Origin of the sequence: Sphingopyxis sp. L1A2A, from assembly GCF_005502465.1 — a bacterium.
Classification (GTDB): Bacteria; Pseudomonadota; Alphaproteobacteria; order Sphingomonadales; family Sphingomonadaceae; genus Sphingopyxis.
On the sequence record NZ_SCOT01000004.1, the window covers coordinates 43,674 to 63,789 of the forward strand.

22 protein-coding genes are annotated in these 20,116 nt (G+C 61.0%); 2 read left to right on the top strand and 20 right to left on the bottom strand.

The window, feature by feature from the left end; genetic code table 11:
* Positions 1–11 precede the first annotated feature (11 nt).
* Entirely contained in the window at positions 12–812 is an 801-nt protein-coding gene (gene hpaH / locus FFS68_RS03975; protein WP_037557653.1) for a 2-oxo-hept-4-ene-1,7-dioate hydratase, read from the bottom strand.
* A gap of 111 nt (positions 813–923) precedes the next feature.
* Here hpaH and FFS68_RS03980 point away from each other — a divergent pair, with 111 nt between their 5' ends.
* A complete protein-coding gene (locus FFS68_RS03980; RefSeq protein ID WP_249340010.1) occupies positions 924–1,847 on the top strand; it encodes an alpha/beta hydrolase in 924 nt (307 codons plus the stop codon).
* Between the two features lie 68 nt (positions 1,848–1,915).
* Here FFS68_RS03980 and FFS68_RS03985 read toward each other — a convergent pair whose 3' ends face one another.
* Genes FFS68_RS03985 through FFS68_RS03995 form a run of 3 tightly spaced genes read right to left on the bottom strand, consistent with a single transcriptional unit; the run spans position 1,916 to position 4,598 of the window.
* On the bottom strand, positions 1,916–2,413 hold the full coding sequence (locus FFS68_RS03985; RefSeq protein WP_037557651.1) for an aromatic-ring-hydroxylating dioxygenase subunit beta: 498 nt from the start codon (positions 2,411–2,413) through the stop codon (positions 1,916–1,918).
* Positions 2,410–3,585 carry an aromatic ring-hydroxylating dioxygenase subunit alpha gene (locus FFS68_RS03990; RefSeq protein WP_037557650.1) on the bottom strand — a complete coding sequence of 392 codons (1,176 nt, stop codon included), beginning with the start codon at positions 3,583–3,585 and terminating at the stop codon, positions 2,410–2,412. The genes FFS68_RS03985 and FFS68_RS03990 overlap by 4 nt, the downstream gene beginning before the upstream one ends.
* On the bottom strand, positions 3,582–4,598 hold the full coding sequence (locus FFS68_RS03995) for a dihydrodipicolinate synthase family protein (RefSeq protein WP_037557715.1): 1,017 nt from the start codon (positions 4,596–4,598) through the stop codon (positions 3,582–3,584). The genes FFS68_RS03990 and FFS68_RS03995 overlap by 4 nt, the downstream gene beginning before the upstream one ends.
* Positions 4,599–4,771: 173 nt before the next feature.
* Between FFS68_RS03995 and FFS68_RS04000 the strand changes: the two genes are divergently transcribed.
* On the top strand, positions 4,772–5,557 hold the full coding sequence (locus tag FFS68_RS04000) for a 1,6-dihydroxycyclohexa-2,4-diene-1-carboxylate dehydrogenase (protein WP_037557649.1): 786 nt from the start codon (positions 4,772–4,774) through the stop codon (positions 5,555–5,557).
* An 11-nt stretch (positions 5,558–5,568) separates the two neighbouring features.
* Here FFS68_RS04000 and FFS68_RS04005 read toward each other — a convergent pair whose 3' ends face one another.
* From FFS68_RS04005 to FFS68_RS04080, 16 genes are all read right to left on the bottom strand, one after another.
* Positions 5,569–6,801, bottom strand: coding sequence for an FAD-dependent oxidoreductase (locus FFS68_RS04005; RefSeq protein ID WP_231732771.1), 1,233 nt, complete (start codon positions 6,799–6,801; stop codon positions 5,569–5,571).
* Between the two features lie 11 nt (positions 6,802–6,812).
* On the bottom strand, positions 6,813–8,318 hold the full coding sequence (locus tag FFS68_RS04010) for an aldehyde dehydrogenase family protein (RefSeq protein WP_037557648.1): 1,506 nt from the start codon (positions 8,316–8,318) through the stop codon (positions 6,813–6,815).
* A 14-nt stretch (positions 8,319–8,332) separates the two neighbouring features.
* Positions 8,333–8,611: a 2Fe-2S iron-sulfur cluster binding domain-containing protein gene (locus FFS68_RS04015; RefSeq protein ID WP_037557647.1), complete on the bottom strand. Its 279-nt coding sequence runs from the start codon at positions 8,609–8,611 to the stop codon at positions 8,333–8,335.
* Between the two features lie 5 nt (positions 8,612–8,616).
* A complete protein-coding gene (locus FFS68_RS04020; RefSeq protein WP_037557646.1) occupies positions 8,617–8,823 on the bottom strand; it encodes a 2-hydroxymuconate tautomerase in 207 nt (68 codons plus the stop codon).
* Positions 8,823–9,593: a fumarylacetoacetate hydrolase family protein gene (locus FFS68_RS04025; protein WP_037557645.1), complete on the bottom strand. Its 771-nt coding sequence runs from the start codon at positions 9,591–9,593 to the stop codon at positions 8,823–8,825. The genes FFS68_RS04020 and FFS68_RS04025 overlap by 1 nt, the downstream gene beginning before the upstream one ends.
* Positions 9,590–10,633, bottom strand: a complete 1,044-nt coding sequence (gene dmpG / locus FFS68_RS04030) for a 4-hydroxy-2-oxovalerate aldolase (RefSeq protein WP_037557643.1) — start codon at positions 10,631–10,633, stop codon at positions 9,590–9,592. The genes FFS68_RS04025 and dmpG overlap by 4 nt, the downstream gene beginning before the upstream one ends.
* Positions 10,630–11,565, bottom strand: coding sequence for an acetaldehyde dehydrogenase (acetylating) (locus tag FFS68_RS04035; RefSeq protein ID WP_037557641.1), 936 nt, complete (start codon positions 11,563–11,565; stop codon positions 10,630–10,632). Before FFS68_RS04035 ends, dmpG begins: the two co-directional genes overlap by 4 nt.
* A gap of 27 nt (positions 11,566–11,592) precedes the next feature.
* A complete protein-coding gene (locus FFS68_RS04040) occupies positions 11,593–12,396 on the bottom strand; it encodes a fumarylacetoacetate hydrolase family protein (protein ID WP_037557713.1) in 804 nt (267 codons plus the stop codon).
* Positions 12,397–12,398: 2 nt separating this feature from the next.
* Complete coding sequence (locus tag FFS68_RS04045; RefSeq protein WP_052182496.1) at positions 12,399–13,910, bottom strand: 2-hydroxymuconic semialdehyde dehydrogenase; 1,512 nt, start codon at positions 13,908–13,910, stop codon at positions 12,399–12,401.
* Complete coding sequence (locus tag FFS68_RS04050) at positions 13,911–14,336, bottom strand: heme-binding protein (protein ID WP_037557639.1); 426 nt, start codon at positions 14,334–14,336, stop codon at positions 13,911–13,913.
* A 9-nt stretch (positions 14,337–14,345) separates the two neighbouring features.
* On the bottom strand, positions 14,346–15,269 hold the full coding sequence (locus FFS68_RS04055; protein ID WP_037557638.1) for a catechol 2,3-dioxygenase: 924 nt from the start codon (positions 15,267–15,269) through the stop codon (positions 14,346–14,348).
* A gap of 19 nt (positions 15,270–15,288) precedes the next feature.
* The gene (locus FFS68_RS04060) at positions 15,289–16,119 is read right to left on the bottom strand and encodes an alpha/beta hydrolase (protein ID WP_231732772.1); all 831 of its coding nucleotides are present in this window, start codon (positions 16,117–16,119) and stop codon (positions 15,289–15,291) included.
* Positions 16,120–16,307: 188 nt separating this feature from the next.
* On the bottom strand, positions 16,308–16,913 hold the full coding sequence (gene gstA / locus FFS68_RS04065) for a glutathione transferase GstA (RefSeq protein ID WP_037557634.1): 606 nt from the start codon (positions 16,911–16,913) through the stop codon (positions 16,308–16,310).
* Between the two features lie 72 nt (positions 16,914–16,985).
* Positions 16,986–18,008, bottom strand: a complete 1,023-nt coding sequence (locus tag FFS68_RS04070) for a 4-hydroxythreonine-4-phosphate dehydrogenase PdxA (RefSeq protein ID WP_052182495.1) — start codon at positions 18,006–18,008, stop codon at positions 16,986–16,988.
* Positions 17,992–18,486, bottom strand: coding sequence for an aromatic-ring-hydroxylating dioxygenase subunit beta (locus tag FFS68_RS04075; RefSeq protein WP_037557632.1), 495 nt, complete (start codon positions 18,484–18,486; stop codon positions 17,992–17,994). Before FFS68_RS04075 ends, FFS68_RS04070 begins: the two co-directional genes overlap by 17 nt.
* On the bottom strand, positions 18,483–19,895 hold the full coding sequence (locus tag FFS68_RS04080) for a Rieske 2Fe-2S domain-containing protein (protein ID WP_052182494.1): 1,413 nt from the start codon (positions 19,893–19,895) through the stop codon (positions 18,483–18,485). The genes FFS68_RS04075 and FFS68_RS04080 overlap by 4 nt, the downstream gene beginning before the upstream one ends.
* Positions 19,896–20,116 lie beyond the last annotated feature (221 nt).

Here is a 20,116-nt window from a genome sequence, read left to right on the forward strand (position 1 = left end):
CTGACGACATGTCAGACAAACCGCATCGCGATCGAGCCGAGCCTGCCATAATCCGCAGATATCACGTCGCCGCGCGACACAGGGACCGGGCGGGTAAAAGAACCGCCCAGCAGGATTTCGCCCGCCTGCAACTCTTCTCCCCACTGCGACAAGCGATTTGCCAACCACGCGACCCCTCGCGCTGGATGGTTTAGCACGCCAGCCGCAATTCCTGTTTCCTCGATGACGGCATTGCGAGATAATATGGCGCCGGCCCATCGCAGGTCGATGGCGTCCGGCCGGATGGGCCGGCCGCCGAGGACGATCCCGGCATTCGCCGCGTTGTCGGCAATCGTATCCTGGATTTTCCGGGCGCTGCCGGTCTCCGCGTCGATCGGCTGAACGCGGCTGTCGATGATCTCCACGGCGGGCACTACATATTCAGTGGCAGCGAGAACAGCCCGTGTCGTCACATCGGGACCACCCAGCGGCCGGGAGAGAATGAAGGCCAATTCGACTTCGACCTTCGGATTGATGAAGCGATCGATGGGAATTTCGCTCCCCTCCTCGAACGCCATGTCATCGAGCAACGTGCCATAGTCGGGCTCGGTGATACCAGCAGACGCCTGCATCGCACGCGATGTCAGACCAATCTTGCGGCCAATGGACCGACGTCCCGCCGCCTTCTTGAGCTCAACCCACGCGCGGGCGATGCGATATCCATCTTCTATCGTCATCTGAGGGAAGCGAAGCGACAGCTGCCGGACGGGTGTTTGGCTCGCCTCGGCGACATCCAGTTCACGCGCGAGCGATGCAACAGTCTCGTCGTCCATCTCGGCTACTCCCCGTCCCACAATTGCTTATCTGGCAAATGCATTGCACAATGAGATATGAGAGTCCAGTCGGCAGGTCGCTAGAGTTTACAATGGACAACACGATAGCCATTGTGCAATGTCCAGGTCGGATGGAATGCCATCGATAAGACGGAAGGGAGAGATTTCATGGGTTCGGATGTCATCCGGGAAGAGAAAATCGAAGGACGCGGGCTTACGTCGCACACGATGATCGCCGGCGATCCCAAGAAGCCTGCCATATTACTTCTGCATGGCGCCGGGCCGGGTGCGCACGCCGCATCAAACTGGCGCCACCTAATGCCCGATCTCGCCGAAAATTTCTTCGTGATCGCACCCGATCTGATCGGATTTGGCCAGTCCACCATACCGGATCCGTTCCCGGACAATGTCATGGCGTGGATCGGTGTCCGCGTCGAACAATGCCTCGGACTGATGGACGCGCTTGAGATCGACAGCGCCCATATCGTCGGAAATTCGATGGGCGGCGCGCTGACACTGCAGCTTCTGAGCGAAACGCCCGAACGATTCGATAAGGTCATTCTCATGGGGTCGATAGGTGCCCCGGCGCCGCGGACGCCGGAGTTGGTTCGGCTGCTCTCCTTTTATTCCGATCCGCGCCCAGCGCGATATCGCCAGCTGATGCACAGCTTCGCCTATGACGCTGACAAGTTCGAAGGAATGGAAGAGATCGTATCGTCGCGCTATCAAATTGCGACCGATCCCGCTGTCATGTCCATCGCGTCGAAGATGATCGATTCGATGAAGGTCGGGATCGAAACGCTTGCAATGCCGCCGTCGATCTTGGGCAAGCTTCCGCACGACGTGCTGATTTTTCACGGCAGGCAGGACCGGATCGTCCCTCTCGATACGAGCCTCTATCTGCTTGAGCATCTCCAGCATGCCGAACTCTATGTTCTCGATAGGTCGGGACACTGGAGCCAGCTTGAGCGATGGGACATCATGCGCCCGATGCTCGAACGCCATTTTGGCGCACGCGACTGGACGACGGCCTGAGGGCCGTTGTCACCCCGATGACGTACATATCCAAGGGCGCTGGCTCTCACCATCGCTCCCAGGTGTGACTAGATCGGATAGACCAGATAGCGGGGTAGTACCGTCGTATCGAGGAGGGTGCGACGGGAAAGAAGCTTAAGATCTCCATCCGCGCCTTCTCGAACGAGATCCTCATATTGCCCCGTCGCGAGGACTTCGGACACGCCGCTGTCTTCGGGCGTCATGAACACGCTGAAGTTGGACCGCGCTTTCCAGGTGTTATCATCAATTCGGTCCGCCGCGACGCGCTGAACGAAATGCCGAGTTCGATAGTCCTGAAATGTCCCGGCCCATATCTTCGTGATATAGGTCACTCGGTCGAGCAGGCGCGCGTGGCAGTCGTCGTACATGAAGCCCAGCGCGAGCCCCTGTTCCTCATTTTCACGCGACAGACAGATATAGGATGCGTCGTCCTCTTCCACATAGTTGGATAGCCAGCGCTGCATATCCTTGCTGTCGAGTGCGTCCGCGTCCGCGACGAGCAAGTCGTCGAGCGCGCGATTAAAGTTTTCGGGCGCCAAGGTCATGCTGCGCGCCTTTCGAAACCCATTATTTCCCGATAATATTCCCATCTCGGAAGATTTCCGCTCTCGTCGTTCTGAAGGAACTCGTCCTCGATCTTCTCTTTGTCACGGACACCTTTTTGAAAGATGGCCGCGCCGGGCGTGTGGTTCCCGATATGAATCCGGTGAAAAATCGACGCGTCTTCCATGCTGATCAGGCCGCTCGGACCCAAGAGGTTCGAACTTTGGCGCAAGCGGTGCCGCACCATCTCCTCATCGTCATCGGCATGCGCGAAATAAGCGTAATGCACTTCGACCCGCTCATGATCGATGGGCGTCGCGAACCGCAGGTTGATAACGTCCAAATGCTTCGTTGCAACGAAGGTCGGAAAGAGGCTGACGATCCGGGATCCGACGGAGGGGTCCTGCCCCTTGAACTCGATGATCGACGGATCTTCGAGCATCGTATCGCCACGGGCAACCGACAGCTCGGATTCAAAGCCTATATGGCCCCGTTTCGTGCTGGTGAACTGGCGCCCCTTACCGCCCTGCCAGTTTAGGAGATTGAAGGCCTGGTGCAGGAGCGGTGCATGATAGCCGTCATTGTCGGTATAGGACTTCCAGTTCGTGTTGTACCGGACCTTCTGGTAGCCGAGCAGCTTGAGGCGGCCGTCCCCCCCCACGAGCTCGCGGAGCGTTTCCACGATCGATCCGAGGCATTCGAGAAGGGGTTCGGTTCGAGCGGACATGGTGACGAACACGACGCCGTAGACGCTCTCCATCCGGGGTTGGGCCAAGGGATAGTCGGAGCGGTTGAAGCCAGGCACGAACTCGCGCTGGTTCGGACACCCGACCAGGTCCCCCCGCGTGCTGAACAGCCAGCGATGATATGGGCATTCGAATTCCTGCTTGTTACCCATCGGAGCGGTTTCGAGCTGGTTCCCGCGGTGCGAGCAGGCGTTGAAGAAGGCGCGAACGATACCATCATCGCCGCGCGCGATCAGCAGGGGAATACCGGCGAGACGAAACGTCTTGAAATCCCCCCGTTCCGGGATCTCGCTCTCATGGCAAACCGGATGCCACTCCTCGCCATGAAAAATGCGCTGCAGTTCGGTGTCGTAAACGTCCTTGCGTACAAAAACTTCCTTCGGAATCTCATTGAAATTGTGAGGCCAGTCCAAATCTAGCTTCGTCATGGGATTGCCTCCAATGATAATGGCGTGGATTGCTCGCGTTCCAGCTCGCGTCCCAGATCGGCCCACATCGTGCCGGATTTGCGCGCCCCGGCCAGAAACGGCTCGGGTACGAGATGATAGGGCGGCCGAACTGGTCCCGCTTTCATCCACCCTGCAGCGTCCATTCGGGCCTTCTCGAGGCCGATGTTATACGTTGAAAATTCCTTGAAGCTCCCATTCGGGAACAGGGGCGCGGCGGTGGGGCCCAGACGCGCCTGCAGCGCCCGCGCGGCCGCCCAGTCGCCGCTTGCCCTCGCCTTCGCGACAATATCGCGCAAACTCGTCGTCACGAGCGGATGGCAAACGGCGCCACTGGACCAGAAGGCATCGATCTCGTCGACCATCCGCGCCGCCGCATAATAATCGAAATCGATGGGGAGTAGCTTGATATTGCCCTTCACGGCCGCGAGATCGGCCAGCAGCGTACCGACCCCGATATATTTCGCGGTCACGACCTGGGGAATTTCCGCGACCTGCGCCCAGAATGCCCGCGGAAAATCGAACTTGAACGCTTCGGGGTTGGCGTAAATGGCGATATTCATTTCGGGGACGGCCTCGGCGACGTCGCGATAGAATTGCACGGAAACGTCGAGCGCGGGCGCGCACCACATCGGAATGCCAAGCATGGTCCCGTCGGCGCCAAGCGCAAGCGCTTCCCGGGTCAGGGCGATCGTATCGCGCGTGTTAAGGCAGGTCGTGCCCACGAACACGGGAACGCGGCCGCCGGCCGCATCGACAATCGCTCGCATATAATCGAGCTTTTCGCCGTGGGTGAGCGTTGCCGCCTCTCCCAAAGTTCCCATGCTGAGAATGCCGTCAATTCCAGCGTCGATCAGCCCGTTCACCACCCGCGCGGCTTCATCCAGGTCGACCGTGTTCTCTGAGCGCCAGTCCGAGGCGTTTTCGGTAGCGGGCGTCGGCACGATGGCCCAGGCGCCTTTGATATCATCGGGTCGGAGCAGCCGGCTGCGCATCATCCCTCTCCTTTTGGACCTGCAGAATCACGGCCCTTTCGTTGTTCATAGTGTAATGCATTACTCCTTGTGTTTGCAAGCTGCGACATGTAATTCCTGAATCAACCATTGCGTAACAATTCTATCCAGTTGATATTTATCAATTTTAGTTGCGCAATAATGGAGAGCTCACGATGATTTCCTCCGGGCGATATGCCGATAAAATTGCCGTGGTTACGGGCGGAGCCCAAGGCATCGGATTGGCGGTTGCGACCCGAATGGCCCGGGAAGGCGCGACAGTGACCATCGCTGACCGCGCCGAGGACGCCACGATGGCGGCCGTTGCGGGCCTTCGTTCCGACGGGCTCGACGCTTATGGTGAAATTCACGACCTTGAGAAAAGAGACGGCGCCTGTTCGCTTTACGGGAATGTGATCGAGCGGCATGGGCGCGTCGATGTCGCGGTCCATAATGTCGGCGGCACGATCTGGGCCAAGCCCTTCTGGGACTATTGCGCGGAGGAGATAGAGGCTGAGATCAACCGTTCGCTCTGGCCTACGATCTGGTGCTGTCATGCCGTGCTCCCGCATCTTTTGGCGGCGGGCCAGGGTGCGATCGTCAACGTCGGCTCGGTCGCGACGCGTGGGATCAACCGCTTGCCCTATGCCGCAGCGAAGGGCGGCGTTGCTGCGCTGACCGTGGCGCTTGCCCAGGATCTCGAAGACAGGCCCATTCGGGTCAATTGCGTGGCGCCAGGCGGCGTGAACGTCACGAGAGTCACACCCAGAAATCCGGCCGAGCCCACCGAGGCAGACAAGGCAGGGTTCGAGGCTGTCGTAAGGCAGACGCTGCGCGATACCCCGATGGCGCGCTTTGGCGAGGTCGACGAGATAGCTGCCGCCATCTGTTTTCTCGGCGCCCCCGAGGCCTCCTACATCACCGGACAGACGCTCTATGTTGCCGGAGGCGGGATAGGCTGAAGTTCGGGGACCTAGGAAGCAGACTTCTTCAATATTTCGCGCAGCGGGACATCGACATCGGCCAACTCCGCCGGTCCGACGCGCGCGCGGCGTTCGACAAGGCGCTTGGCGACTCCCATATCTGCCGACCGGTTCGCGGTCAGCGCGCCCATGACGAGATCTCCTGCGAGGAAGAATGCGCAAAAGGCATCATCCTCCACCCTCCCGCGCATGATGAGCTGCTGCTGCGCGTCGATGCGCCCGGTCACTTGTATGTTCAGATCATATTGGTCGCTCCAGAACCAGCACGGGCGGCAATATTCGACGGGTTGACCGAGCATGGCGGCCGCTGCAGCTGCGCCCTGCTCGGCTGCATTCTGATAGGTCTCCATTCGCACGCGGCCGCCGAAGAAGTCGGGTTGCTCGGCGACGTCGCCCGCGGCGAAGATGACGGGATTGCTGGTACGGCATTGCGCGTCGACTACGATCCCATTGCCGACGATCAGGCCGGCATCCGCTGCCAGTTCGACGGCCGGGACGATCCCGATACCCACAACAACTGCGTCGCAGGCAAGTTCTTCGCCATCATCGAGCTCGACGGCGCAGACTTTCGCGCCGCTCAGGCGAAGACCTTTGACCGATCGGCCGTAGAGCGCACGAACGCCCTGCATCCGGTGATGCTCGCCGAGCCAAGCTCCAAAATGGTCCCCGAGTGCCCGGATCATCGGCGAAGCGAACGGCTCAACAGCGGTAACATTGCAGCCCATTCGCCGCGCGCTGGCAGCAACCTCGGCGCCGATGACGCCCATTCCGATGATCACGATCTGCGCGCCGGGCCGCAGATCGGCGGCAAGGCCGGCGGCGTCGCCAAGGGTGCGAAGATGGTGCACATTGGCAGCCTCGGCCCCTGGCAAAGGCAGGCGGCGAGCGGCGCCGCCCGTTGCCAGGAGAATGCGGTCCGCCTGAACCGCTTCGCCGGACGCGAGCCTCAGCGCGCCGGCGCGCAGGTCGATCGCCGTTGTTCGCACGCCCAGGCGGAGCTCGACCTTGTTCGAGGCGTACCAATGCTCGTCATGAAGATAGAAGCTTCCAGAAGGCGTTCCGCCTTCCCACAGAAACTCCTTCGAAAGCGGCGGCCGTTCGTAAGGGCGCCACGGCTCCTCGCCGATGAGATGAATATGGCCGTCATAACCTGCGCTGCGCAGTGATTCCGCCGCCCTTGCGCCGGCCATGTTTGCGCCGACGACCGCAATGCTATTGATCACTATTGGTCACCCTATTGATCGAACATTCCAAGCTTGCCCTCGTCGAGGTTCACGATCACCGACTTCGTCTGGGTATAGTGGTTGAGCACCTCGTGACTAAACTCCCGGCCAAACCCGCTCTGCTTGTATCCGCCGAGCGGCATGTTTGGTTTGAGGTTATAATATCGGTTGATCCATACCGTCCCGGTTTCAAGCTTCCTTGCAATGCGATGCGCGCGCGCGAGGTCGCGGGTCCACACGCCGCCGGCGAGGCCGAAGCTCGTGTCATTGGCACGCGCCATCATCTCGTCCTCGTCGCGCCAGCTTTGCACTGTGGTAACAGGACCGAAGATCTCTTCTTGCGCAATTCGCATGTCGTTTGCGACCTTGGTGAAGATTGTCGGCTGGACGAAATGCCCTTTCGCGAGCCCGGCATCCGCCGAACGCGCGCCGCCGGCAAAGACCGTCGCCCCTTCCTCGATCGCGAGCGCGAGGTAGGATTCGATCTTCTCCATTTGCATAGTCGAAGCCTGCGCTCCGAGCTGCGTGGCAGGGTCCAGCGGATCGCCCTGCCTGATGTTGCCGAGCGCATCACGAAATTTCTCGAGAAACTCTTCCTCTATTGCCTCGTGAAGGAAGAGGCGCGACCCGGCGAGGCACACCTCGCCCTTGTTAAGGACGGTCGACATCGTTGCGCTCTCGACAGCCGCGTCGATATCGGCATCGGCACAAATGATGTGCGCCGATTTTCCGCCGAGTTCGAGCGTCTGCGGAATGATATTCGCCGAGGCATATTGGATCACGCGGCGCGCGGTCGCGACCGATCCCGTGAAAGCGACTTTGCGCACGTCGGGATGGGTTACGAGCGCCTCTCCGACGTCGGCCCCATAACCCGTGACGACATTCACCACACCCGGCGGCAGAATATCGGCCATCTCCACGAAAAATTCGAGCACCGAGAGGCATACCGTTTCGGCCGGCTTCAATACCACCGTATTGCCCGCCGCCAGAGCCGGCGCGATTTTGCACGCCATCATGAGCAGGGGAACATTCCACGGTATGATCTGGGCGCAGACGCCCAGCGGCTCGCGGTGCACGATGCCGATCGCATCGGGAAAGTCCAGCGTCTGGCCATGCAGGCCGTAGGCGGCACCCGCGAAGAGTTCGAACTGGCCGATCGCGTTGGGCAGGTCGAAATACAGCGACTCGCGGATGGGCTTACCGTTGTTCAGCGTTTCGAGGACGGCATATTCTTCAAGGCGCGCCTTGAGGCGGCGCGCAATTTCGTAAAGAAGGTCCTGCCGCTCCGCCGCGCTGCTCTGGGACCATGCGGGAAAGGCCGCTTTTGCCGCCGCCACGGCCCGACCAACATCGGCGGCGTTCCCAGCTTGAATTCGGGCGAGCGTCTCACCCGTAGCAGGGTTGAGCAGCGCGATTGTCTTGCCGCTGGCGCCCCCGACCCATTCTCCGCCAATCAGATGGCCATATTCGTCGCGAATGCCATAGTTGCTTTCAATCGCCTTCAGATTTGTCGACATGTCGCTTCTCCACCTTATTCCACAACTTCGATCGTCAGACGACCGAGAGGATAGAGCCGGCAAGCAAGGGCATAACCCGCCTGGAGCTCCGCGTCCGATACATGCGCCTTGCTCATCTTGCCGAGCCGATGCGCGCCTTCGATAACCCGTACCCGGCAGATTCCGCAGCCGCCGCCCCGGCATCCGACGCCGATGTCGCTCGCTCCGCTGCGCTCCATGGCAACGAGCACGCGCTCCCCGTCCGGGCATGGAAAGGCGCTGCCTCCCACGATTTCCACGAGATGCGGGCGCATAGCGACTATCCCCCGGACTCGCGCGCGCGCCGCGCGGCGAACGACTGGCCGCCAACTGCGAAATGTGCTGCGGGAACCTCACGCAGGATGACGCGAACCGACTCGATCGGCGCCCCGACGGCGGATACGGCGGCGTCGGTCAGCGCCGCGACGAGAGCTTCCTTCGCCTCCGGCGTTCGTCCCTCGAGCAAGGTGACCTCGATAATCGGCATCAGGCATCAACCCTGATCGAAACTGATCCGAGATTCTGGACAGTCGTGCGGATCGACTGACCCTTGGCAAGGGTCGGAGCAGCTGTGATCCCGCCCGCCAGGACGATATCCCCGGCCTCGATGCGCTCGCCGCCCTCCGACACCATGCGCGCGGCCGCAACGAGCGATCGTAGCGGATGCCCCAATATGGCGGCGCTGGACCCCACTTCGACGACTTCGCCGTCGATTTCGAGAATGACCCCGAGATTCGAGATATCCTGGTGCGGGTCGTTCCAGCTTCCGACGACAAAGCCCGAGGAAGAACTGTTGTCAGCGATGACATCGGCGAGCGCGAACTTGAAATTCTCGTATCGGCTGTCGATCACCTCCATCGCAGGCGCCACCGCGGCAACCGCGGCGAGCGCCTGGGCCATCGTAACCCTACCGGCGAGGGGAGCCGACATCAGGAAGGCGATTTCCGGCTCGATGCGTGGGTGGACGAAGTTAGCGAGCGCAAGGCTGCCCCCTTCCTCGATCAGCATCTTGTCGGTGAGTCGGCCCCAAGCCATCTGGTCGACGCCCACTTGTTGCATCTTGGCCCGGCTCGTGAGACCCATTTTGACGCCGACACGCCGCTCGCCGCGCTGGAGGCGACGATCGATGGACAGTCGCTGGATTTCATAAGCGTCCTCAACCGTCAGCTCGGGTCGGGCATGGGTCAACTGCGGCGTAGCCACGCGTTCGTGCGCGGCCCGGTCCAGGATTTCGGCCAGACTTGCCAAATCGCTCATTGCGACACCGCCAGTTCCTGGTCCCGAACGAGGTCGAGGGCGACATCGACGATCATATCTTCCTGGCCGCCGACCATCCGCCGCCTGCCGAGCTCGACCAGGATCTGGCGGGTATCGAGACCATATTGTTCGGCCGCCTTTTCGGCATGGCGCAGGAAACTGGAATAAACGCCTGCATAGCCCAAGCTGAGAGTCTCGCGATCGACGCGCACCGGGCGGTCCTGCAGTGGCCGCACAATATCTTCCGCGGCGTCCATCAAGCCCATCACGTCGCACCCGTGCTTCCAGCCCTTGCGATCGGCGGCGGCGATGAAAACCTCGAGGGGGGCATTGCCCGCCCCGGCACCCATGCCGGCGAGACTGGCGTCGATGCGCACCGCGCCGGCCTGCGCCGCGACGATCGAGTTTGCGACGCCGAGCGAGAGATTGTGATGCGCATGCATCCCGCGCTGCGTTTCGGGCTTGAGGACCCGATCGTAAGCTTCGAAGCGGGTCCGGACGCCGTCCATGTCGAGGGCTCCGCCGCTGTCGGTTACATAGATGCAATGGGCGCCATATCCCTCCATGAGCAAGGCTTGCTGCGCGAGCGCTTCGGGATCGATCATATGGCTCATCATCAGGAAGCCAGAGACGTCCATGCCGAGGTCCCGCGCAATCCCGATATGCTGCTTTGCAACGTCGGCTTCGGTGCAATGGGTAGCGACGCGCACCGAGCGGACGCCGAGACTGTGCGCGCGCCTCAGTTCCTCGACCGTTCCGATGCCCGGAACCAGAAGCGTCGTCAGCACCGCATGTTCGATGACATCAGCCGCTGCCTCGATCCACTCCCAATCGGTGTGGGCCCCAAACCCGTAATTAAAGGATGTCCCGTTGAGGCCGTCGCCATGCGAGACTTCGATGGCATCGACCCCGGCTGCGTCGAGCGCCTTTGCAATGGCTCGCACGCTGTCGGTGCCATACATGTGAAGGATGGCATGCATCCCGTCGCGGAGCGTTACATCCTGGATGTAAAGCGACTGGCTGGATGGATCGAAGGTCATGCTGCGATTCTCCCCGTCTGACGCACGAGGACTTCGGCGGCAGCCTTTGCCGCAGCGGTCATGATATCGAGGTTGCCGGCATATTTTGGCAAATAGTCGCCGGCGCCTTCGACCTCGAGGAAGACGCTGGTCTTCATTCCTTCGAATTCGCCATAGCCCGGGATCTTTAGCGGCCGGTTCGATCCGAACCGTTCGAACTGAATGTCCTGCTTCAATCGATACCCTGGCACATAACGCTGGACCTCGGCGACCATCGCCTTGACGGCATCGCAGACCAAGCTCTCGTCAACCAAGTCGGTCAGGGTGAAGATCGTGTCGCGCATGATCATCGGCGGGTCGGCCGGATTGAGAATGATGATCGCGCGGCCTTTGGCCGCTCCCCCAACAACCTCGATGCCCTTGGCCGTGGTGCGCGTGAACTCGTCGATATTGGCCCTTGTACCGGGTCCGGCCGACCGGGACGAAACCGACGCGACGATTTCCGCATAATGGACCGGCGTGACGCTCGACACCGCAGCGACAATCGGGATCGTCGCCTGTCCGCCGCACGTGACCATATTGATATTGCGAGCGCCCGAGGAGACCGCTGCGTTGACCGGCGGTACCACGAAAGGGCCGAGCGCGGCGGGCGTCAGATCGACGACAAGCTTTCCATCCGCTGCGAGGGCCTTGGCATGTTCGACATGCGCATAGGCTGAGGTCGCGTCGAAAACGAGCTCGATGTCAGGGTAATTCGTAAGCGCGCGCAGTCCATCGATACCTTCGTGGGTCGTGGTTACGCCGCGCGCGCGCGCCATCGCAAGGCCTTCGGAGGCGGGATCTATTCCTACCACAACGGCAAGTTCGAGTTCGCTCGAGCCCCGCAATATCTTGACCATGAGATCGGTGCCGATGTTGCCCGATCCGATGATCGCGCATTTCGTCTTCGCCATCTCTTTATCCCTTTCCGGTTGATCGCCTCAGCTTGCAAACGCCGCTTTGACGGTCCCGACTCCATTGATTCTGGCCTCGACGACGTCGCCGGCCGCGACGGTTGCCATGGGTCCGAGAGCGCCCGACAGAAGAACATCTCCGGCAAGAAGCGGACGGCCTTCGCGTGCCATGACGCGCGCCAGCCACAAGGAGGCACTGATCGGGCTGCCAAGACAGGCGACGCCCGCGCCGACAGAAACAGGCTCGCCGCGGCATTCCATCACCATCCCGCACGCGCGTAGGTCGAGCCCGTCGAGCTTGCGCGGAACGGCGCCAAGCACGAACAGACCGCTCGAAGCATTATCGGCGATGGTGTCCAAGATCCGGATGTCCCAATTGGCGATGCGGCTGTCCACGACCTCGATCGCGGGCACGACATATTCGACCGCCCGGATCAGTTCGGCGATCGTAAGGTCGGGCTGAAGGAGGTCGCGCCCGACCACGATCGCGATTTCCGCTTCGACCTTTGGCTGGATGACCCGCCCGAGCCCGATCGGCTCGCCCTCGGGCACATCCATATCAGCGAAGAGCATGCCATAGTCGGGCTGGTCCACGCCGAGCTGCTTCTGGACCGCCCGCGAGGTAAGCCCGATCTTGCGTCCGACGAGACGGCGCCCCGAGGAGAGTGCGTGGCGGGTGTTCAATTCCTGCACCGCATAGGCCGCCGCGACGCCACCGCCGCTGAGGCTTTCGCGAAGCGGGGGGATCGGCGAGCGCTTTTCGGCCGCCGTTCGCAGGGCGATCGCTGCTTCTTCAATGATGTCAGGGTCAAGTGTATTTTGTTCGGACATGATCATATCTTCACGCAGATGTTTTCGAGCTCGGTGTAGAATTCGAGGCTGTGCGCTCCGCCCTCGCGGCCTATTCCCGATTGCCCCGAACCGCCGAATGCCGTGCGCAGGTCGCGCAGGAACCAGCAGTTCACCCAGCACACGCCGACGGACATTGCCGCCGCGACGCGATGAGCTCGAGAGAGATTTTCTGTCCAGACGGTAGCGCACAGGCCATAATCCGTGTCGTTCGCCCAACTTATCGCGTCGTCTTCGGTGTCGAAGGGAATGATCCCGCAGCAAGGACCGAAAATCTCCTCCCGCATGACGGTCGAATCATGAGCGAGGCCGGTCCAGATTGTGGGTTCGACCCAGAACCCGCCCGCCGCCGCGGCATCGACGTTGGGTACCCCGCCGCCCGTAACGGCGATTGCCCCTTCGGCGATCGCCCGCTCATAATATCCGAGCACTTTCTGCCGATGTTCTTCGCTGATCATCGGCCCGAGGTAATGCGGATCACCCTTGTTCCCGGGTTTCAGTGCGCGAGCGGCAGCGGCAAGCTTGGCTACGAAAGGTTCGAAGACGGATTGCTCGACATAGACACGCTCGGTCCCCAGGCACACTTGCCCGCTATTCAGAAAGGCGGCGCGCGAAATGCCTTCGGCTGCTTTCTCAAGATCGGCATCGGCGAAGACGATCGCTGGATTTTTGCCGCCGAGTTCGAAGCTGATGTCGCGAACGCCGACGGCAGCCTGCTTCATTATGGCCTGCCCGGTGCCGGTTTCGCCTGTGAAGGTGATGGCATCGACGTCCGGATGGGCGGTGAGGAACTCGCCTGCTGCGCCGGGGCCGAAGCCGTGGACGACGTTGTAGACCCCCGTGGGCATTCCGACCGCGTCCATCACTTCGCCGAGAAGGGCTGCCGTCCGCGGCGTCTCTTCGGACGGCTTGACGATCACGGTGTTCCCGCAGGCCAGCGCCGGGCCGACTTTCCAGGTCATCAGCAAGAGCGGGAAATTCCACGGGCAGACGACCGCGATGACACCCTTCGGTTTACGCACAGCGTAATTGATCGCACCGCTCCCGTCAGGCGTCGGGGTACCGAACGATTCTGTCGGGAGGGTCGTGACGATGTCGGCGAACATCCGGAAGTTCGACGCGCCGCGCGGAACATCGATGTGCGCCGCGACCGCTCTCGGCTTGCCCGTATCGGCCACTTCTGCATCGAGAAAGTCTTCCGAGCGCCGTTCGATCTCATCCGCAACAGCAGCGATGAGCCGAATGCGCTCGGCTGTTGTCATTTTGCCCCAAGGTCCTGTGAGCGCACGCTTGGCCGCCGCTACAGCGCGATCCACATCCTCACGGGTCGCCTCATGAACGCGCCCCGTCTCCCGACCGGTGGCGGGGTCGATGTTGGGGAACGTCGCCCCCGAGCCGCCCTTTACGAACCGTCCGTCGATAAAGTTCAAGATATCCGCAGCGACAGGTCGGTTTCTCTCTTCCGGTTCGACCGCAAGCTGTTGAACCTGTACCATTCAGAACTCCTTCGCACCAATCGAGGCGGCGGCTGCCCGGGCGCAGGCGATGTCGAACTCCTCGGAGCCGCCCGAGACTCCAATTCCCCCGATGCAATTCCCATCGACTATGATCGGGACACCGCCGCCGAACATCACGACCCGCGGCTGATGCGCGATGCCGTTGCATAAGGCTTCGGAGCCCGAGACCAGTTCGTAGACCGCTGCCGTCGGCACTTTGAAACTTGCGGCCGTGAAGGCTTTGTCCTGAGCGATCTTTTCGGAGTGAAAGGGAGCCGCGCCGCCTTTCAGGAACGCGACCAGTTCCCCCGACGCGCCCACGACCGCAGCGACCACGGGCGTTCCGCCGGCGGTGCCATGCCCTACGGCAGCGGCGACCGCCTCCAAGGCGGACCCGTGTGCAATCGTGTGGTAGTTTTCGACCATCGCAGGAAGTCAGGTATTGACGGTCATGAAGCGGTCGTTGAGCGCCTTTTCATAATAGAAAATCGCCTTGCCCGCCTGTTCGACGCCCCACGACCGGCGAGGATTATCGGGGTAATAATCATAACCGCCGGCAAAGGTCTCGTTCCGATTTCCCGAAGGGTCGAAGAAATATATGGTCTGACCACGCGTGATACCGTGGCGCGTCGGGCCGATATCGAGTGAGATATCATAGCGACTGATGATATCGGCAGCATTTCCGACGTCGTTCCAGGATTCCAGGCGGAACGATGTATGGTGGATTTTCGCATCCTCGGGGCCTGCAAGGAACGCGATATCGTGAGCCTTATTGCTACAGCTCAGGAAGATGCCGAGCCGAGTGCCGCTCGCTTCGTCGACGAGTTCCTCGGTAACGGAAAAATCGAGCGCTTCGACGAAGATTCGCGCCGATCCCGCGACATCGATGCCGTTGAGCGCCGAGTGATCATATCGCATAGCGCGCATGCCGCGCGGCTCACTGTGCCAGACGTCCGGGTTCTTTGTGGGAGGACCGTCTGCCGATAATTCCATGTCGGCGTAAAGGTCGAAGATATGCCCGGTAGGAACCGCGAAGCGCAGCTTGCGTCCGACGCCCTCTTCCTCGCCCGCGGTGATCCATTCGACGTCGACGCCGGTGGCTTGCAAACGGTCTGCGAATATTTCGAGGTCGCTGTCGCGGCAAACCTTGAAGCCGATCCGATCAAGACCGGGCATATCCGCCTCGCGCAGGATGACGCTGTGTCGATCGAATTCGTCGAACCCGCGGAAAAATGCCCGGTCACCCGAACGACCGACGAGTTCCAGCCCGATCCGGTCGCGATAATGGGGGATGGCCTCCTCGAGATCGAGGACGCGCATCTGGACAAAGCCTGGTCGCATCACGCCTGTAATTGCCATCACCGCTCTCCCGGGAAATTTAAAATTTTAGGCCGTGACTGAAAAATTCGATCACGGCGCGATTGAAACTGGCCATCCGCTCGATCTGTACCCAATGGCCACACTCTCCAAAGAAGCGGACGTCTGAGTGTGTGATCAGGTTTCCGAGGCGCAGCGACACCTCTTGCGGAATGACTTGGTCGGCCTTGCCGTGCAGGACGAGCACTTCATGGGGAAGCGCGGCGATATCTTCCTCGCGGCTCGACAGCATAGCAATATTGGCCTGCCGGTCGGAACCGCCGAACGTCGCATGATAGGGCTCATGCGCTCCTGGGCGGATGCTCGCGTGATAACGGGAGTCGATCAGATCGTCGGTCAGCCGGCTCTGGTCCCATGCGAGCATCTTCAGCGACTCATGCATCATTTCGCGGGATGGCTCATAACCCCAGACGAAATCGAGCGCCGGCGTGAGCGGGAATTCAAGTCCAGCCGCTCCCATCAAAACGGCACGATCGACCCTGTCGGGATGGGCGATCATGAAGGCGAGCGTCACGCCGCCGCCGAAGGAATTTCCGACCATCGAGACCTGGTCGATTTCCAGGTCGTCGAGAAGACGGACCAGTTGATTGGTCCAGATGGCCTTGTCGGTGATCCGACCCACCGAGTCGCTGTAGCCGAAGCCAATCATGTCGGGAGCAATGACCCGGAATTCCTTAGCAATCTCGGGCATATTAAGCCGCCAGTTCGCCCATGCCGTGACCCCGGGGCCCGAACCGTGGACGAGGAGGACCGGCCTGCCCTCGCCGGTGTCATGATAGTTGGTTTTGATCCCGTCAGCGACGAATGTCTTGCCGATTTCGGGCCGGACCATGTCGGGCGCCGAACTCATTGGCCAGCAACCATGTAATCATCATGTCGGGCGACCTGCCCCCAAACGGCTTCAAGCATCACTCAATCTCCGTTCCACGGGCCATCATGTCGCAGCCCTCTTGGGACAATGTTTTGCACCATGGGAAACGCGTTTGCAACCGGTAAATGAAACCGGCGCCTCTGATCCGGTCACTTCAGGCTCTCGGCTCGCACGGCTTCGAGGACACCGGGCTCCTCTTCCATCCGGGCGCGGTAGCGCGTCAAAGCGGGGAAGCCCGCGAGACCGATCTCCACTCGAGAGGGCCACCCGAGGATGCAATAGAGATAGGCGTCGGCCACGGTGAAGGCGTCCCCGAAGCAATAATTCTTGTCGGTCAATTCCAGGTCGAGCGCTTGGAGATGGTGCATGACGTCCCGCTTTGCCTCAGCGCGGATCTCCGGCCCCGCGGTTTTGGAGAAGAGCGGCACGAAGCTCTTGTGCAGCTCGGAGGCGATGAAGCTCAGGCTGTCCGTCAGCGTGTAGCGAGCGATTGTTCCGGCCGGCGGGGCGAGCCCCGCGCGCGGTGCCAGGTCGGCAACATAGAGAAGGATCGCTATCGTCTCTGTGAGAAGCTCGCCCGAATCCAGAAGGAGAGCAGGGATTTTTCCCGAAGGCTTTATCGACCGGAAGTCGGCGCCATGCTCGGTTCTGCGCGTGGGCATGTCGACTTTTTCAATATCGAACTCTGCCCCTATCCGGCGCAGCGCGATGTGCGGTGCCAGCGAGCAAAGGCCAGGCGCATAGTAAAGGAGCATCTCATATCCTTGTGGACGACTTGAGCACAGCGCGCGAATGGCCGTGCTTCACGCCGGAGTTGGGCCGGCGCGTCAGCGATCCACCTCGGAAAAGCCCTTTCCGGCGGTCAGCACCCCACAAGTCCGCATGGCACTCAGCATCATCGATGGATCGGCTTTGCCCGTTCCCACAATGTCATATGCCGTGCCGTGTGCGACCGACATATGGAGATAGGGTGGCCCCATCATGATCACGCAGTTTCCCGAGAATCCCCATGTCTTGACGGCTATGTGGCCTTGGTCGTGAAACATCGCTAGCACGAGATCGTATCGGCCTTCGATACATTGGCGAAAGACGGTATCGGGCGCGGATGGTCCATCGACATTGATGCCGCGCGCGCGCGCGCGCGCGACTCCAGGACCGATGGCACGATCTTCCTCATCGCCGATGGCATGAGGATTGAGACCCGCGACCACGATCCTGGGGTTGGCGACGCCCCAGCTTCGAAGCGCCGCGTCGATTTGCTGTAGGGCGGTATCGATCAACTCGGGCGTGATGAGGTCGCAGACCGCCCGAATCGACATATGATCGGTGAGGTGGGCGACACGGAGCGGTCCGGTGAGGAGGAGCAGATAACTCTCGCCCGGCGTCGGGCTGATCACCATATCCAGCTTTCCCGCCAGTTTAAGCGATCCGGTGCTGATCGGACCCATCACTGTGCCGGCGAAGACCCCGTCGCGCGCGAGCGCATCGAGTTCGGCTAGCCACTTGGCGGTCGCAATGCCCGATTCGAGCGTATCTTTCGCGAAGGGGAGCGCGCGGTCGTCCAGCGCACCTGTATCCAGGATATCGATGACTGCCGGGTCGTCGCTGAGCGGCTCGAGCGAACGCATGACACGCAGGCGGGCCGACACTTTAGTCAGGTCAAGCGCTCGTTCGACCGAGGCCGCCGACCCCACTAATAGGGGAACCGACACCTCATGCACGCGGCCTGACGCCCAGGCGCGAACGGTAACCTCGGGTCCGATGCCTGCCGGCTCGCCGACCATGGTACCGATGCAGGGCCGGAATCCGGCCTGCTGCGACGCTACGCCGACCTCAAATGCTGTAGACATCGAGCATCGTCTGCGCGAGGTCGTTGATGACGACGGTATATTTGCGTTTTATCACAAAGGCGTCGCCCATCGGTTCGAGATCGTAAATGGCCGACCCACTGTAGACCGTCGGCCGATCCTCCAAGACCGAGGTCACCGACCAATTCGTCCGCGCCCGAATGACGTCGTCCTCATGGTCGACCGCGAGCAGGCAAAAGATATGGGAAGTGCGCGGGGCCGGCGAACTGGCCGACGACCGGCCCGTCCGAATGCGATAGACGCGGTCCTCGAGCCCTGCCCGGGTCGGATAATAGATCAGCGAAATCTCGCGCCTTGGGTCCTCGGTCAATCGGCCGCTGTCATCCCACGCGGGGACCCAATATTCGGCATCGGGATGATATAGATCGATCCAGCTATCCCAATCCTTGGCATCGAGAGCGGCCGCTTCGCGCCCGAGAAATCGCTGGATCGCGGTCCATTGCGCAACTTCGCTGCTCATTTCGCCATCTCCGGCTTCGGGGGTAACGCGCGCTCGGCCTCTTCGCTCGCAATGGCTCCGCGCATGCGCAATATCCATTCGTCGTGGATCGCGACGTAAAGCCCCTCGTCGGCCACCGCCGTGCCGCTAAGGATGGCGTCGACGCCCAGGGCTTCGCCGTGGCTGCTGACGCCTTGCACCCACCGTGTCGATCCCCGCGACATGTCGTTCATCCGGCCAGCCCCGCCACCGAAACCGACCTGGCAATTGTTGAACTCGGTCAGGTCGTCCGGCGTAGCCATGCCGCTTGCATTGAAGAAATCTTCATACTGGCGGATGCGCAAGGCGCGGGCGTCGTCACTCTCACCCACCGGAGCTATGCAGTAGGTTGTCACCTCGGTCTCATCCACCGAGATGGGCCGGATGATACGGATCTGGGTGCTCGTCTGGTCCATGAGGAAGACGTTAGGGAACAGCTCCAGATTGCGTATCCGGCCGTTCATCCAGGTAGCGCGCTCTTCGCCGCGCTCGCGCTTCAACCAGTCCAGGATTTCGTAATTCGGCCGGTCCTGATAGTTTGCATAGTCATTCCAGAGCACGCAATGGCCGTTGTCGAAGGAGAAAGAGCCGCCCTCGAGCTGAGCCCAGCGACCGAAATCGAACGCCCTGGTATCGTTCTTCGATGTCCCGTCGACCCGGCGTGCGACCGTCATGAAGTAATTCGCGTGCACCGTGCCGATATGATAGCCGTCGAGGCCATTTTCGACCTGCAGCTTCCAGTTCCCTCGATAGCGGTAGCGCGTAGCGCCTGGAAGAACTTCGAGCTTCTCTTCGACCGACTGATCAACCATGAGATCGATGAATGTCTTCGCGCCCGCGAGATAGTCCTCAAGAGGAACGACCTCGGGGTTGAGACTGGCGAAAATGAAGCCCCGGTAAATCTCGATGCGCGCAACATGTTCTAGACCATAGTCTTCCCGCTTGAAGCCCGGCGCGTAGCCACCCCCAGCCTCATCTGTCACGTCGAGGAGTTGGCCCGCGGGATTATAGGTCCAACCGTGGAAGGGGCAGGTGAAGTTGCGGCGGTTTCCGCTCTTCTCGCGGCAAACGCGCGCGCCGCGGTGCGCGCAGGCATTGATCAGACAATGCAATTCCCCGGCCCGGTCGCGGGTCAGGATGACGGGCTGGCGGCCGATAAAAGTCGTGAGAAAGTCGTTCGGCTTTGCGACCTGGCTCTCGTGCGCAATGAAGACCCAGTTGCGCTCGAAGATATATTTCAGCTCGAGAGCGAACACGTCCGCGTCGGTAAAGGCCTCCCGGTCGATCTGAAAGCGGCCGCTTCCCTCGTCTTTTACGAGCCATGCATCGATACGCGAACGCAGTGATTCAAGCTCTGCCACGGCTGCGCCGTTTCCGTCAGGTTGCAACATCCTCTCCTCCATTTCCGGCCACCGAGATTCGTAGGTCAACTATTTGGATCAACGATTCTCGGCTCAACTCTTTGGACTCTTCCGATCCCGAATGACCCAACATAGCATGCGTGGCTCATTGTGCAATGGGTTGCACAATGATCTAAATTGCCCTATTCGAATCGCGTTGCATCATGTGCGACACGTCAACCAGGCTGGTTCAGGCGTATAAAAGCCAAAAA

What these genes read in the sequence shown, in the direction of transcription:
- FFS68_RS03990 (WP_037557650.1), bottom strand. Translation starts at nt 3,585, where the DNA reads ATGACGAAGCTAGATTTGGACTGGCCTCACAATTTCAATGAGATTCCG.
- FFS68_RS04035 (WP_037557641.1), bottom strand. Translation starts at nt 11,565, where the DNA reads ATGGCGAAGACGAAATGCGCGATCATCGGATCGGGCAACATCGGCACC.
- gstA (WP_037557634.1), bottom strand. Translation starts at nt 16,913, where the DNA reads ATGCTCCTTTACTATGCGCCTGGCCTTTGCTCGCTGGCACCGCACATC.
- FFS68_RS04050 (WP_037557639.1), bottom strand. Translation starts at nt 14,336, where the DNA reads ATGGTCGAAAACTACCACACGATTGCACACGGGTCCGCCTTGGAGGCG.
- FFS68_RS04010 (WP_037557648.1), bottom strand. Translation starts at nt 8,318, where the DNA reads ATGTCGACAAATCTGAAGGCGATTGAAAGCAACTATGGCATTCGCGAC.
- FFS68_RS04015 (WP_037557647.1), bottom strand. Translation starts at nt 8,611, where the DNA reads ATGCGCCCGCATCTCGTGGAAATCGTGGGAGGCAGCGCCTTTCCATGC.
- FFS68_RS04060 (WP_231732772.1), bottom strand. Translation starts at nt 16,119, where the DNA reads ATGGTCCGGCCCGAAATCGGCAAGACATTCGTCGCTGACGGGATCAAA.
- FFS68_RS04020 (WP_037557646.1), bottom strand. Translation starts at nt 8,823, where the DNA reads ATGCCGATTATCGAGGTCACCTTGCTCGAGGGACGAACGCCGGAGGCG.
- FFS68_RS04055 (WP_037557638.1), bottom strand. Translation starts at nt 15,269, where the DNA reads ATGGCAATTACAGGCGTGATGCGACCAGGCTTTGTCCAGATGCGCGTC.
- FFS68_RS03995 (WP_037557715.1), bottom strand. Translation starts at nt 4,598, where the DNA reads ATGCGCAGCCGGCTGCTCCGACCCGATGATATCAAAGGCGCCTGGGCC.
- FFS68_RS04045 (WP_052182496.1), bottom strand. Translation starts at nt 13,910, where the DNA reads ATGGTACAGGTTCAACAGCTTGCGGTCGAACCGGAAGAGAGAAACCGA.
- FFS68_RS04075 (WP_037557632.1), bottom strand. Translation starts at nt 18,486, where the DNA reads ATGAGCAGCGAAGTTGCGCAATGGACCGCGATCCAGCGATTTCTCGGG.
- FFS68_RS04025 (WP_037557645.1), bottom strand. Translation starts at nt 9,593, where the DNA reads ATGAGCGATTTGGCAAGTCTGGCCGAAATCCTGGACCGGGCCGCGCAC.
- FFS68_RS04070 (WP_052182495.1), bottom strand. Translation starts at nt 18,008, where the DNA reads ATGTCTACAGCATTTGAGGTCGGCGTAGCGTCGCAGCAGGCCGGATTC.
- hpaH (WP_037557653.1), bottom strand. Translation starts at nt 812, where the DNA reads ATGGACGACGAGACTGTTGCATCGCTCGCGCGTGAACTGGATGTCGCC.
- FFS68_RS03985 (WP_037557651.1), bottom strand. Translation starts at nt 2,413, where the DNA reads ATGACCTTGGCGCCCGAAAACTTTAATCGCGCGCTCGACGACTTGCTC.
- FFS68_RS04080 (WP_052182494.1), bottom strand. Translation starts at nt 19,895, where the DNA reads ATGTTGCAACCTGACGGAAACGGCGCAGCCGTGGCAGAGCTTGAATCA.
- FFS68_RS04040 (WP_037557713.1), bottom strand. Translation starts at nt 12,396, where the DNA reads ATGTCCGAACAAAATACACTTGACCCTGACATCATTGAAGAAGCAGCG.
- FFS68_RS04000 (WP_037557649.1), top strand. Translation starts at nt 4,772, where the DNA reads ATGATTTCCTCCGGGCGATATGCCGATAAAATTGCCGTGGTTACGGGC.
- dmpG (WP_037557643.1), bottom strand. Translation starts at nt 10,633, where the DNA reads ATGACCTTCGATCCATCCAGCCAGTCGCTTTACATCCAGGATGTAACG.